Below are 14,369 nucleotides of genomic sequence, written 5' to 3' on the forward strand. Positions count from 1 at the left end.
GCAATCTTAAAGTAGGGAATCAGAATGGAATTAACCCAGGTTACAAATCCAAAAATAAAGAACAAAATACCAATGATGGCCATAGATATCGTCACCTCTTTTCCACTCGTTTTGTCTGCAGCCATAGTTATCGTCTTTTACAGTTTAGAAATTACGTGTACGTACCCGAATACCTTTAAAAAAATTATCTTTTTCAAGATAATCCGGCAAATGATCAAGCAAACCTGATCTCGTGTACGTAACCGAAGATATAAATTAATATTTTAGAATCATAATGACACTGCAAAATTTATGTTATTAATCTTAAGCCGGTTTAACGGCATTAATTGCGGTAAAACTTATAGTTTTCTTTGGTGATGATGTCAATTGGCATAAAATAATTCTTTTCTACCTCCACTTTTAGCACCATATCCTGATAAAGTGCCATAATACCTCTGTAACCTTGCTCCTGTGGCTTCTGGCAGATCAGGAAATCGATCAGTCCGTTCTTAAGATAGGCTACATTATCCTTCAGGTAATCGTATCCAATGAGAAGTAATTTTTTCTGATCCGATTCCTGTAAATAACGCGCCACAGATACAACACGTGAATTGGTTACGAAAATTGCTTCCGCATCAGGATGGTCATGCAATAAATCCTTCAGCCGGGCAGCTACAGAAGAATAATCCGTTTGACGGATATCTTCTTTTATAATGGTCAGCTCTTTTGCATGATCAGCAAAGTAAGCCCTGAAACCTTCTTCTTTACGCAGCAGGTGGTGATGGTTATCGATCTCCCTGGAGATATTAATAATCAGCACCTTGCCGTTTTCCCTGATGGCATAATTTGCCAGATGGGCACTCAGATATCCGCTGTGAAAAAGTTCCGGACCAATATAACATAAGCTGTCCTGTTTGGGTAGATCAGAATTAATCAGTACGTAAGGGATTTGCAATTGATCACATTGTTTGGTAAAAGCCAGCGATTCATCAATAAAAGACGGAGCAAGCAAAACCCCATCGATACTGCTTTTCAAAATCTTTTTAGTGAGATTGACGAAAGACTTCTTATCATTGAGGTCAAAGAAGTACTTTTCTACCTTAATACCATACTGCTTGATTTCACTTTCAGCCTGCTCGATCCCAATTAAAGGCGCTGCCCAAAACTCTGTTTCATTAGATTCCGCTGGTATCAGCACTGCGAAATTCAGTACTTTATTGGATGCCAGCCTGCGGGCCATAATATTGGGCTGGTAATCCAGCTCTTTAATAATATCCTGAATGATCTTTTTGGTTTTTTCGGATACGCCGGAACGGTTGTGAATTACCCTGTCAACAGTACCAATTGATACATTAGCTCTACGGGCTATTTCTTTTACTCCGTTTAATTCTACAGCGCTGTCTTTTTTCATTTTGTATGGCATAAATATGGTCAGGTTAGCAAGGCTGCCCTGACCATAGTTTGGCCGTAAATATACTAATTATCCTTTTTCAGCAGCAAGAAAAGCGTAACCTGCTGTTAATGACTTTTATTTAAACGGTCAAAAAGCATCTTTATCTTAGCCAGGTGCAATTCGTTATCCTGTGCAAGTTCAGAAGCATAAAATACAGGCTCGTTTAAAGCTGTATATCTGCTATTCAACAAGGTCATCTTTTTCATTACATCTCCAAGCCTGCCTGCTAGTTGCGGAGCCTGAGCCGCAGTAAAATCTGCTGAGTTGGCTTCCGTTTCTATCATTTGATAGTTCAGGTACTGTAGCCTGATATCGGTTAACAGCACATACTGCGCATATTCATCTTTATTTTTAGTAGGCTCAAGAGCATGAAGTACGCCAGCCGACCAAGCTACACTGTCAGCAAGCTGCTTTAAAGACACAGGTCCTTTAACTTTGTTGTTCCCGACTTCATATGGAACTGCAGTCAGGGCCTTAAGAAAAGAAGCCGACTGCCCTTCATCAAAACCATAATTGGTTTTACAATACTGACCCACAAATTTTTTCTGGTCGAATGGTACCGTCGATTTGAGCGCATCGGCAAAAGCATCGATATACATATTAAAAGCGGTGATCGGGTATACACGACGAACTGCAACCAGATCAAGCAAATCATAGCCCGACTCTAGTACCGGCGAATAAACTCCTGAAGTAGACCATGAGGTCATGATCATACCCTTATAGCCTAACTTGCGGGATTGCGGAATAAAGTCGCGGATATTATTAAAATGTTTGTCCCAGGTGGTCAGGTTATAGTTATCCGGGCTACTTCTCAACGAAGCAGCGCCCCAGATTTCGAATCCGCTCTTCATGAGTTTTTCATGATCACCAAACTTATCCAGGCTCCAGCCATAATTCCAGTCTACAAAAATCACCTGTTTGGGCAGATATTGCAGGGCATCAGGATATTTTAATGCGATATCAGCCCACATGATGGGTATTTTACCCAGCTTAATTACAATATCACACAGCATTCTGATATGGTCTGCATATAACTTTGAAACTCCCTCCTTCTCCACCTTTGCCTTGCATAAGGGACAATGTCCCAGCAGATGGGTTTCGTCACCACCGATGTGAAAATATTTGGAAGGATGTGTTTTTACAAGCTCGGTAAACAGGTCGGTGAAAAGCACACGGTTTAATTCTTCCTTAGAAGGGCAAACCTGCGATAGATCTTTCTGGTCTTCGCGCTGCAGTGTATACCTGTTATTTCGCAAAATATACTCTACATGCCCAAAACTCTGCTGTAAGGGAATCACGTCAATTCGCAGATTTCCACAAAAGTGGATGAAGTCAACAATTTCTGCTTCAGTATAGGCGTACCTGTTTGAAATCAACGGATTTTTCTGGAAAGGATAGGTGGCCTCATACTCCATAATCAGGGTGTTGTACCCATCTTTTTTCAGACGGAGTGCGAGCGTTTTAAGCGCAGGCATTTTCATTACCTGGATCCGGAGGTCAAGATGAAATCCTTTCACCGGAAAGTCAGTTTTTGGGGCTATAGCCGAAGCTTGTTGAATACATAGAAATAACGCTATAGTAAATAGCACCAGCTTGTTCAGATACTTCCGGTTGATCATTTTCATCTTCTCATTTTTAGATTAATGCACTGCTTGCTTCATCAATAAACAGAATTGCCATAGGATGGTTACGCAGGATAGTTGATGGGAATGTTTCCGTAATATCTGCATTCAGTGTATGTTGTATCGCAGGAGCCTTTTTCTCACCGGGTACCATACAGTACGCGTATTTTGCTGCAAATAATGTAGGTACAGTTAGCGTTAATGCATGTGTTGGAACCTCACTAAGCTCAGTGAAACATCCATCATTCACCTGCTGTTGGCGACATTCCAGGTCAAGCTCAACCACTTTAACCATTTCAGGATCATTAAAATCAGCCACATGCGGATCGTTGAAAGCGAGGTGCGTATTCTCACCTATACCCATGCAGCAAATATCAGCCGGGAAGTTCTTTAATATAGCTGCATACCTTTTACATTCCTCTTCAGGCGCTGCTGCATTTCCATTCAGGTACTGTACCATAGCGAAAGGCACTTTACCAAAAAGACGATCGCGCAGGAAATTACCGAAACCCTGTGGGGCAGCTGCGTCCAGACCAATGTATTCATCCATGTGGAAAGCATTTATCCGCGACCAGTCGATCTTTTTTGTAAGCAAGGCCTCCAAAAATTCATTCTGCGACGGCGCTGCGGCAAAGATCATATTGATCTGTTCCTTTGACTGGAGCAGTTCATTAATTTTATGGGCTACGCGTTCCGCAGCATCCTGTCCCATTTCCAGTCTCGAGTTGAATACATTTACTTCCAAACTGTCCTTAAAAAATTTTCTACTTGTTGATACCATTATAATTTTTCTGATGTATGAACTGACTGGTAAATTACTTTACCTTTTATAATTGTTGTTTCGATTTCAATGTTATCATTAAATATGACTACGTCAGCATCCTTGCCAATGACCAGGCTCCCTTTTCTATCTGACACACCCATGATTTCTGCAGGGGTTTCAGTAATCATTTTAACAGCTTCGGCTATTGTTACACCAGCAATATTTACCATGTTACGAACCAGACAATCTGCGGTAGTAACACTTCCTGCAAATGCGGTGCGGTCTGGCAGTTTAGCAACACCATCTTCTACGATTACTTTCAATCCATTTTTTAACCCCCCCAGAATACTATCTCCGGGTGGCATTCCCGCAGCACGCATTGCGTCGGTGATCAGGGCTATTTTGCCGGCACCTTTTATTTTATATATCAGCTTGAGCAAGGGGGCAGGCAAATGAATACCGTCTCCAATCACTTCTACACTCATGCCATCGATCAAAAATGCGCTTTCTACTACACCCGCATAACGGTAAGCATTACGGCGGGTTACTCCTGACATGCCCGAGTATAAATGCGTTGCCAGTGTATAGCCATTATTATATCCCTCCAGTACTTCATCGTAAACCGCGTCTGTATGCGCCAGTGCCGGAAGTATGTTTTTTGATAACAGGTATCTCGCGAATTCAATTGCGCCTTCCAGTTCCGGTGCGGCGCTCCATCGTTTCACTACTTTGTTATCTGCTAAAATATCTTCATACTCCTCCGGATCAGGATTACGGATGTATTTTGGATCCTGCGCGCCGCGCTGGGACATTGCGAAGTACGGGCCTTCCAGGTGCAGGCCCAGAAATTGAGAACCATCTACATTTTTATCCATAGCAAGCTGGTAGGTAGCGATTGTATCTAAGATATCCTGTTTAGTACTGCTCAGGGTTGTTGGATACATTGACGTAGTACCATATTTAACGTGTGTTGCGGCAACGCCCAGAAAGGCTTCAACGGTATTGTCCATAAAATCATGACCACCACCTCCGTGAACATGAAGGTCAATAAAACCTGCAGAAACATACTGTCCTCCGGCATCTATTTCCTCTGCCCCGTCCAGTTCGGGATTTCCCTGTACAACAGTATGAATGACCCCATCTTTGATCAGTAATGCACCATTATCAATAATTCCGTTGGGCGTTATGATCTTCCCATTAAATATCTTCAGCATAATTTCAGTTCAGCACACTTATTTTACCAAATGACTAATCGTGTACGTACCCGAAGATACAGATTGTTTATCTACTTCAAAAATATTTTGGGAAAATCATTGGTAAATATTATTTATGCCGTGCTGTAAACTGAGCCATATACAATGATGATGGTTGCAAACCCTGCTGGTTGGCAAGATCCCAATTCCCGTCGGGACGATCCTTGAAGCGCCCGGGCCGCTTCTGGCCCTTCTGCCCGATGCAGTAATTTGTGCCACTGGTCCATGGACTCTGTACGACGGTCTCAGCCGCAGAGCAGTTCCACAATACCTGTGTTACACCTGCCCAACCGTGCCCCGTTCCATAATTTCCTCTATCTTGTACGGCTATCTCACCATCTGTCGTGATATTGTCGTAAAGCGTACCTGCTGCCCATCGCTGATGCGGCCCTATATCAGCATGGGTACTTGTTGCACTGCAGTTGTAAAAAACATTTGGGCCACATACAGCTTTTCCTGTCACAAAATCGTGCCTGCCTTCCGTAGTATGGCAGTTGTAGAACAGATTTTGCTGGCCGTTATTATTGAAGGAATACCTTCTGCTGCCGGTGATGATTGATTTTGCGTCCAGGCATTTTGAATTGCTTACGGTGATATTCCGCGCAGCATACTGAAGACTTACACATCCAAATCCAAAATATCTGGACGTCACATGATCGACCCAGCAATTTTCGGCCTTATCAATTTCAATAGCTGTCCAGCCATGATTTTCAGCAGTATCCGTAAGGAATTCCGATTCAATACTCATATTTGATATACCTGTTTCAGAGATGCGCCCGGTAAACGATGTTTTATAAATTTCAGCACCACCATACTGGTCTTCCATTTGCATACAAACCGGGTTATCGACAGTAATAGTGTTTCCTTTCACTTTCGTCACGGTCCGTTCAAACTTCATATCATATTCGCCGGGCTTCCATTGTTTAGTTCCCGGCCGGTTGATGATCTGGTCCATTTTGATCGCTGTAATCCATTGCGCTGTCCCCGGCCTGTAAATCACAATATGATCTCCTGCATGGTAACCAGCCGCAGATTTGACATGAAATGAAAATGTACCAACGGGCACGAATGGGTCACTGATACTGGTCCTGCTGCCTTTGATTTCCAGCAAATGCCCTGAACCTCTAACGCTCAATAAGGTACGTTGAACACTACCTGTAGCTATGATTTTTGTGGCCGATTCGCTTTCACCTTTTAATACAATTCCACTTTGATTGATATTGATTGTACCTTCTACGAGGTAGGTTCCATTTTTAAGTAAGATGGTTCCACGATAACCATTTGCATCGGGTTGTAAAAGAGAAGTTTCATCTATAGCTTTTTGTATAACAGGCATACTGCTGCCAGTTCTTGCAGGATAGATTGATTTTACAATTTTTAGGCTGGGCAAGGGTTTATCGCCATTGTGGTAGCCCACACGGCTAAAATCCGGTATTGTATTTCCCTTAGCATCCGGAGTATAGGCCAGGGTACCATCAGCGAGTACTTTTACATATTTAGATTGCAGTGGTGGCTCAACCTTTTTGAAAGCCCATAAAATGATAATCAAAAATAAGATGAAAAACCTTAAATAATATTTTTTCATCACACGTTCTCTAATTGGCCTGCTTTGCCAATAGGCAAGATCATGCTGTTCGTCATCAACATTTTTCCTCATCTCCTTTCTCACTACTGGCACAATTTTTCGCATTCGACTTTCTATTGGCTTAGGTTTCGAAATTCCATTGAGCATCTTTGTTACCGTAATCGAATCTAACAAATATTAGTCATATTGTCAGCTAAATAATTCTTACATTCAGTACTAAGACACCCTAACAATGCTGAAATTTACAACCACAAAGGATTTGTCAGTGCAACCATTGTCTGATCAGCTTTACGGATCTCTATACGAATATAAGCAGACGATTTGCGATTAATTTTAAGATTTACAGTTTGAACATTGCCTGATATTCTGTGGCTAAGCAATATCCCTTTATCTCCTAATAAAGTCAAAACTGTATTTTCGCAGCCTTTAGCAACCACATGAAGTTCAGCAGTAAGAGCTCCGTTTTTTGGTAGCTGCTCACCGATACCCACGGTTTTACCACCGGATTTGACAGCAAGCTGCAGCGAAACCTGACGGTTTGCCGCGATATAAACCTTACCACTTCTGATGCCTTCGAGTATGGCATCTTTAGCCAATCCATCGGCATACACAACAGTCTGCGGACTGCCCAGGTTATTGGGAGAACCACTCGCTTTGTCGGTATCACTTGCTCCTATCGCTAATTTCTTAATGCCACTCCTGAGGAAACAGACTGCGCAACAGCATACCGGGAAGCAATAAAAAGAAATATAGTTAAGAAGTAAATGCCTTTATTCATGCAGTACTAAAATAGCTTTTACGGTTCTGTTCATAACCTGATTTACCGTGCTTTTGGTAAACAGCCTGTAAACAATATTATGGTGATGTTTTACGAGGCAAAGGATATCCGTTTCGTGTGATTCAATAAAAGCAAGTATGCCGCTTAGAGGGCTGCCTTCAGTGATATAATTGAATTCGGGTTCTGCATGTTTGATCAGTCCTTTTAATTTACTTTCAAATATTGCTATCTGTCTGGGGTCAGATTTTTCGGTTACGTACAAGACCTGTAATTTGTCAGATCCAAAGCCTTTTACCATTTCATTCAATGCATTTACATCCTCGGCCGACAACCTTGTTTCATAATCAGTTGCCAGTGATATTATAGGAACTTTAGAAAATTTGCTTTCCTTAGGAACAATCAGCGTTGGTATCTTCAAATTGGTAACCACCATGCTGGCATTACTCCCTACAATTCCGCTGATGCCGGTTGATCCGGTAATCCCCATAACGAGCAGTTCTACATGATGATGAGCAGTATATCTGTTGATTACAGTTTTTAAAAAACCCACATCGCACAGCGTTTTTACCAGCACATCTTTATATTCTTCCCTACTGGTGTATATGTTTACCCATTCTTTAAGTGCCTCTCTCTTGTTATCATAGTAGTTTTCAATGAAGATGGCATTATATGTACTATTGTTGATGCCCTCCGTAGGATGTATGGCATGTATAGCACATACTTCTAACTTCAATACCTTGGCTAATTCCATTGCGTATTCCATCGCATTGGCCGCACTGGCCGAAAAATCGGTGGCTAATAGTATTTGTTTCATTTTGCAGCGGTTAGATGAAGAATAGAAATTTAAATAAATAAATGGAAAAACAGGAATAAAACGAGAGACAAAACGATAGCTACAGGCAAGGTTAAGACCCAGGCAATTGCGATGTTCTTTAAGGTTCCGTTGTTCAGGTTTTTTGTGCCTCCTGAGGCTACCATTGCACCGGCAATCCCGCTTGAAAGCACATGGGTTGTACTCACCGGTAAGCCAAATCCTGTACTTAGCCCTATTGTTGTAGCCGCAACGATTTCGGCGGTTGCGCCCTGGGCATAACTTAAATGTTCATTCCCAATTTTTTCACCGATCGTTACTACGATACGCTTCCAGCCAATCATTGTTCCAAGGCCCAGTGAAACGGATATCGTTCCGATTACCCATATTGGCGCAAAGTCTGTTACCTTCAGGAGCTCATTTGATGCATCAGATAAAATGGCTTCATCTCCCTTTTTTAGTGCGATGCTTTTATTGGTTTTAATGGCTTCGATTTCGCTGTTCATCTTCTGGATCAGCTGACGAAATTTATAAGCCTTGAGGTTATCTGTAATAGGTTTGCCTGATAACTCTGCTTTCGTTGCAGCAATAGCCGAATCCAGTCTGGAGAATAAACGGTTTCCGGCTGTATTGACGGTTGGATTTCTGTGCAGTACCATTTCCGTTTGGTTCAGTGAGGAAAGGATTTTGTCCTGAGGGATAGAATGGTTTACAGCAAATTTCACGGGCAGGAATGCGATCATGATCAGCATCAGCAAACCTACTCCCTTTTGTCCGTCGTTACTGCCGTGGAAAAAACTTACCAGTGTACAGGTGGTGATCAACAGCAACCGGATCAGGATCGGTGGCCTGTCATTTTCTCCCGTTGGGATATGGAAGAGCTGTTTCGATTTAATGATATGTTTCATGAACATCATAAGCAGCACGGCAAGGCCGAAACCGACCAGGGGTGATAACACAAGTGATAAACCTATTTCTTCTGCCTGATGCCAGTTTACACCACGGCCACCGTAATACCAGGTAAAGCCTAAACTGGCACCGATCATTGCGCCGATCATAGTATGTGAACTGGAGCATGGGATTCCAAGATACCAGGTACCCAGGTTCCACACGATTGAGGCTAAAAGTACAGCAAGTACCATACAGGCGCCCACTTCTACAGGAAGGATCATCAGTTCGTTTAAAGGTATCAGTTTCAGAATACCCATAGCAACGGATACACCGCCCAGCAACACTCCCATAAAATTCCAGAAGCCCGACCAGGGTACGGCTATCACAGGTTTTAAAGCTTTTGTGTAGATCACTGTTGCCACAGCATTGGCGGTATCGTGGAAGCCGTTTACAAACTCAAAGCAGATGACTGCAAGCACGCAAACCAGGAACACAAGCAGTATGGTGCCGCTCAGATTAATTTCGCCTAATAAGGGGAAGATCACTGCATTTAATTGGGTTTGCATATAAGAATGACGATAAAATAGATTATTGATCAAATAACCGGATATCGTCAGTAAATGCCGTAAAATTCAGGTTAACAAATTGTTATGTTATCGGTTGATTTATATTAAAATTTATCCTGTTAAAAAAACAGCTGGCAATCTATCCGACGCCAGCTGTATATTAAATTATTTTAAATTTGACCTTTCCTATTTCAGGAAGTCGTCATCATCGTCATCCAGATCATCGTCATCCAGATCCAGGGCATCATCATCTTCGATATCCAGATCGTCATCGTCCAGGTCCAGATCATCACCGTCCGTCTCAGTTGGCAGGCTATCATCGTCAAGCCCCAGGTCATCATCGTCATCAATCAGATCATCATCGTCTTCATCTCCGTTACCGGGGTCAGTTGGCAGATCGTCAAACTCCTCTGTGCCGTCATCCTCAGGATCGTCATCCTCCGGATCATCATCTCCATCCACAAGATCTGCCCGGTCATCAACTTCTTCCAGTAAACCATCAACATCAGCGGTTCCGATATCGTCTGTATCTGTATTCAGGTCTTCTTCGCTGAAAGTATCGGGAGTAGCTACCGGACTGTCTTGCAATGGCTGAACTTGTTGTTTTGTTTCTTCTACGTCAATGCTTCCGTTATTTCCGTAGTCTTGATTTTGATTTTCCATAGTAGATTATTTTAGCAGGTATAATCGAATAACACCATTCATCCCATATGGTTCTAAGAAAAACCATTTTTTACAGCTGGCATCTAAATTCTTCAGCATCAATTTATTGAACATCAGGACTCATTCCTTCATTGTAGTTTAAATCAGCGCTCATGCCAAAATATATACTCAGCGTAGATATTAGCAATTTCGATGACCACAAGGCCATTCATCAGGAACTTTCCAAGTATGACTTCTACTGGGTAATCAAAGCAAATGAAGGTATCTATTACTGATGATACAGATTTAAATACTGAGCACGATAGTTTAATGGTTCATTCCCAATAGAGTGCAAAGCCGGAGAAGGGAACCGCGAAATTTGTAATTAATTTTACCGGCAATTGAGATTTTCTTTGTAGCTTTTCGATCATTATGGTCTACACTATCAAACATTGAAAAGTAAGGGTAAAAAGCCTGTTTCAAAAGGCAATGATGCGCTTGCGCAGTTACGCAACAGGTTCTTCGAGCGGATCGAAATCCTTTGTGATACCTTTGCAGGTCCCGGATATTTCAGGATGCTCCCGCCGATCGTCATTGAGCATATGTTCCAGAACCGCTATCCTACGCTCAAGGCTAAGGCAGACCCTACCTCAAAAATTGATAAAACCAGGGTGGTACAGTTCAACAAGCTGATGAATAAATTTATCAGCGACAGGTATATTGAACTTGACAATGGCGGTAAGGTTTACCTGAGCTGGTACCTGTCAGAAGGGCTGATACTGATCAATTACATCGCTGAGATGGCAGAAGTTCAGTTTCCGAATGCAGTTCAGCTTAGAGAGGCTTTCAGCCCGTATCTGCCGGGTTCCGAAGTCCATGAGATGATCGAAGATATGCTGATAGAACTGGTACATGATACATCAATATTTCTGAGTGACCTGAGACATACCATCATCAATGCAGATATCAGTCAGACAGCCTTTTTCGACCGGGAAGCAATAACCAACGACGTTTTTATCCAGGAATTCAGACCTGAAAAATCATCCATCATACTCGATGGGGAAAAAAGAAGCATCACCAGCTTAAGCTGGATTGACGGCGATATGCAATGGATACCCACCCAGGTTAAACCTTCCATCCTGGGTTTTAAAACCGGTTCTTTAGCTATACCGCTTGAGGTTTATATCCAGCAGCATGCACTTGCTAAATTGCAGGAGCGTATAGATATTACTCCTGGAATCCTTCATTACATGGCCTTTATGATCATGAACCAGCCAGAAATCAAACACCACAAAAATGATAACAGCAGCCTGGTTGAATATTATCTTTCAGATCAGAAAGTAGGCTATCTGCTGGTGAGTCTCGTAGATGCAAAACTGATTATCCGGACTTTCCTCTTCCTCACCAATGACGGTACTCCGGAAGGCAAGAAACTCAATCAGCTATTGTCACTGGATAAACAGGATAAAAAATACCTGATGATTGATACTTTACCCACCTTCAATTCTTATCATATTGATCAGAATGAGCACCTGAGTAAACTATTCAGGGAAGCGGGTTGCGCCCCCCTGCTTAAACTGGGGCACCTGAAGGAATATTCGCAGAAAGAAATCAAGGATAAAGACCCGGAATCAATCATGAAATATCTTGGAGATTCGGATAACTTTAAGGGGCTGGGCTAGTTAGTGGCAAACTTCCTGATCAGGTACTGTGATCTTCTATCATCTGGCCGATAAACTCCACCAGTTCCAGGTTCATGTCGCTGTCGGTATACCATACATAGCCCCGGTCCATATCTTCTATCGGATAAATAATCCCCAGCAGTTCAGGAATGACTATCCCATGGATCTCATCGTCATCATTCATCGTCACCATAAAATGGTTAGGTTCTTCTAAAGGAGTTACGGTTACTGTTTTGTATAAAAAGCGTACACTGAATTCCTGCATCTTCGGTCTCATTTCAAACAGAACACCTTAAAGGCAATTTCTGTTTGCGAAACATAGATCAAATCACAGAAGGCTGATCATGATAAGTGATGCAGCCTCCTGTAATAAAAATATAAATTAGCTCAACCAGTCATAGCCCTGAACATATTTAAGGATAACCATTCCGAGAGGCGGCACTGTAAGTGATAATGAATGTGTACGCTTATGGTAAGGTATTGGCGCAGTTTCCAAAAGACGGGTATTCAGCTGGTTACTGCCACCATACTTCAGATCATCCGTATTGAAAACTTCTTTATAAAAGCCCAATTGAGGAACTCCAATCCTATAGTTTAATCTCACTACCGGCGTATAATTAGCAATAAAAATCAGTGTCTCTGCAGGATCTTCCCCTTTCCTTAACCAACACACAACACTGCGTTCCGCATCATCTGCTTCTACCCATTCAAATCCTTCCGCTGAATAATTGTTCTGGTACCAGACAGGATAAGCAGCGTATAATGCATTCAGATCTTTCAGCAGTTTCTGTACTCCCTGATGATCAGGATTGTTATTCTCATGCCAGTTTAAGCTATAGTCATGCGCCCACTCCGCGTGCTGTGCAAACTCGGCCCCCATAAAGATCATCTTTGCCCCCGGGTGACCGTACATATAGCCAAACAAGAGCCGCAGATTGGCCAGCTGCTGCCAGTTATCGCCAGGCATTTTATTTACCAGCGATCCCTTTCCGTATACCACCTCGTCATGGGACAGCGGCAATACAAACTTTTCTGAAAAGGCATATACCAGACTGAAGGTAAGCTGCCCCTGGTGATATTTCCTGTATACCGGTTCCTGATGAAAATAGGAGAGCGTATCATGCATCCAGCCCATCATCCATTTCAGATCAAAGCCCAATCCCCCTCCCGCTACGGGATGAGTTACCCCGGGCCATGAAGTAGATTCTTCTGCAACGGTAAATGCATCCCCGAAATGATCATGCACGGCCTGGTTAAATTCCTGCAGGAAACTCACTGCTTCCAGATTTTCGCGGCCACCGTGTATATTGGGTACCCACTCCCCCTGCTTGCGGGAATAATCCAGGTACAGCATCGAGGCAACGGCATCCACCCGCAGACCGTCAATATGGTATTTATCCAGCCAGAACAGCGCATTGGAGATCAGGAAGGCCCTTACCTCGTTTCTTCCCAGATCGAAAATATAACTTTTCCAGTCGGGATGAAAACCCTTTTGTTCATCCTGGTATTCATATAAATGCGTACCATCAAAATATGCCGGGCCATGTTCATCTGTCGGAAAGTGTGATGGTACCCAGTCCAGAATCACGCCAATCCCCGCCTGGTGCAGCTGGTCAATGAGGTACATAAAATCCTGCGGCGTACCATAACGGCTTGTCGGCGCATAGAACCCGGTCACCTGGTATCCCCAAGATCCATAAAACGGATGCTCCATTACCGGCATAAACTCTACATGTGTGAAATTCATGTAATTGCAGTATGCAGGTAGTTCATCAGCAATCTCCCGGTAGGTAAGAAACCGTTCTCCATCATCGGTCAGCTTCCTTCTCCAGGAACCCAGGTGGAGTTCATAGACTGACATAGGTTCTTCAAGCACATTCGCCAGTTTCCTTTTAGAAAGCCAGTGGCTATCGTTCCATTTGTAATCCAAATCCCAGGTTACTGTTGCTGTTTGCGGCGGGTTCTCCCAGTGGAAAGCATAGGGATCACCTTTTTCTACCTCATAACCATTGGCTCCTCTGATAAAATACTTGTAGTATTCGGCTGTACCAACACCCGGGACAAAACATTCCCAGATGCCCGACTGGTCCCAGCGTAGCTGTAAAGGAGCTGCATTTCGGTCCCATCCGTTGAAATTGCCGATCACGCTCACCGAGCTTGCATTGGGAGCCCAAACTGCAAAGTAAGTGCCCTGCACAGCCTCATGTACAACCTGGTGTGCCCCCAGTTTATTATATAGCCTGTAATGCTTTCCTGCCTTAAACAACTGAATATCAAATTCACTCATCAAAGAAAACCAGGAAAGCGTGGCTGTTGTGTCCTCAATTGTTATTTCTGTCATAAC

At 42.9% G+C, this 14,369-nt stretch carries 13 protein-coding genes; 2 read left to right on the top strand and 11 right to left on the bottom strand.

Annotation, left to right across the window (positions count from 1 at the left end; genetic code table 11):
• Positions 1-322: 322 nt before the first annotated feature.
• The 9 genes from ABWY16_RS03385 to ABWY16_RS03425 all read right to left on the bottom strand — a co-directional run bounded on the left by ABWY16_RS03385 (position 323) and on the right by ABWY16_RS03425 (position 10,364).
• Entirely contained in the window at positions 323-1,390 is a 1,068-nt protein-coding gene (locus ABWY16_RS03385; protein WP_353903242.1) for a LacI family DNA-binding transcriptional regulator, read from the bottom strand.
• Between the two features lie 107 nt (positions 1,391-1,497).
• Positions 1,498-3,057, bottom strand: a complete 1,560-nt coding sequence (locus tag ABWY16_RS03390) for a beta-N-acetylhexosaminidase (protein WP_353903243.1) — start codon at positions 3,055-3,057, stop codon at positions 1,498-1,500.
• Positions 3,058-3,067: 10 nt separating this feature from the next.
• Positions 3,068-3,835 (bottom strand): glucosamine-6-phosphate deaminase, encoded by a 768-nt coding sequence (locus ABWY16_RS03395; protein ID WP_353903244.1) that lies wholly within the window; start codon positions 3,833-3,835, stop codon positions 3,068-3,070.
• Positions 3,835-5,031 (bottom strand): N-acetylglucosamine-6-phosphate deacetylase, encoded by a 1,197-nt coding sequence (gene nagA / locus ABWY16_RS03400; RefSeq protein WP_353903245.1) that lies wholly within the window; start codon positions 5,029-5,031, stop codon positions 3,835-3,837. The genes ABWY16_RS03395 and nagA overlap by 1 nt, the downstream gene beginning before the upstream one ends.
• Before the next feature lie 109 nt (positions 5,032-5,140).
• Positions 5,141-6,760: a hypothetical protein gene (locus ABWY16_RS03405; protein ID WP_353903246.1), complete on the bottom strand. Its 1,620-nt coding sequence runs from the start codon at positions 6,758-6,760 to the stop codon at positions 5,141-5,143.
• A 137-nt stretch (positions 6,761-6,897) separates the two neighbouring features.
• Entirely contained in the window at positions 6,898-7,251 is a 354-nt protein-coding gene (locus ABWY16_RS03410) for a CehA/McbA family metallohydrolase domain-containing protein (protein WP_353903247.1), read from the bottom strand.
• 174 nt (positions 7,252-7,425) lie between these two features.
• Positions 7,426-8,247, bottom strand: a complete 822-nt coding sequence (locus tag ABWY16_RS03415) for a universal stress protein (RefSeq protein ID WP_353903248.1) — start codon at positions 8,245-8,247, stop codon at positions 7,426-7,428.
• Between the two features lie 29 nt (positions 8,248-8,276).
• Positions 8,277-9,701, bottom strand: coding sequence for an inorganic phosphate transporter (locus ABWY16_RS03420; RefSeq protein ID WP_353903249.1), 1,425 nt, complete (start codon positions 9,699-9,701; stop codon positions 8,277-8,279).
• A 186-nt stretch (positions 9,702-9,887) separates the two neighbouring features.
• Entirely contained in the window at positions 9,888-10,364 is a 477-nt protein-coding gene (locus ABWY16_RS03425) for a hypothetical protein (RefSeq protein ID WP_353903250.1), read from the bottom strand.
• A gap of 152 nt (positions 10,365-10,516) precedes the next feature.
• On the opposite strand from ABWY16_RS03425, the gene ABWY16_RS03430 reads away from it, so the two are divergent.
• Entirely contained in the window at positions 10,517-10,639 is a 123-nt protein-coding gene (locus ABWY16_RS03430) for a hypothetical protein (RefSeq protein ID WP_353903251.1), read from the top strand.
• Between the two features lie 156 nt (positions 10,640-10,795).
• Positions 10,796-12,025, top strand: a complete 1,230-nt coding sequence (locus tag ABWY16_RS03435; RefSeq protein WP_353903252.1) for a hypothetical protein — start codon at positions 10,796-10,798, stop codon at positions 12,023-12,025.
• A gap of 19 nt (positions 12,026-12,044) precedes the next feature.
• On the opposite strand, the gene ABWY16_RS03440 is transcribed toward ABWY16_RS03435, so the two are convergent.
• Together ABWY16_RS03440 and glgB are read right to left on the bottom strand one after the other, a co-directional pair.
• Positions 12,045-12,302: a hypothetical protein gene (locus tag ABWY16_RS03440; protein ID WP_353903253.1), complete on the bottom strand. Its 258-nt coding sequence runs from the start codon at positions 12,300-12,302 to the stop codon at positions 12,045-12,047.
• A gap of 105 nt (positions 12,303-12,407) precedes the next feature.
• Entirely contained in the window at positions 12,408-14,366 is a 1,959-nt protein-coding gene (glgB, locus tag ABWY16_RS03445) for a 1,4-alpha-glucan branching protein GlgB (RefSeq protein ID WP_353903254.1), read from the bottom strand.
• Between the last annotated feature and the right edge of the window lie 3 nt (positions 14,367-14,369).

This window comes from Pedobacter sp., assembly GCF_040513095.1.
In the GTDB taxonomy this organism is placed as follows: Bacteria; Bacteroidota; Bacteroidia; order Sphingobacteriales; family Sphingobacteriaceae; genus Pedobacter.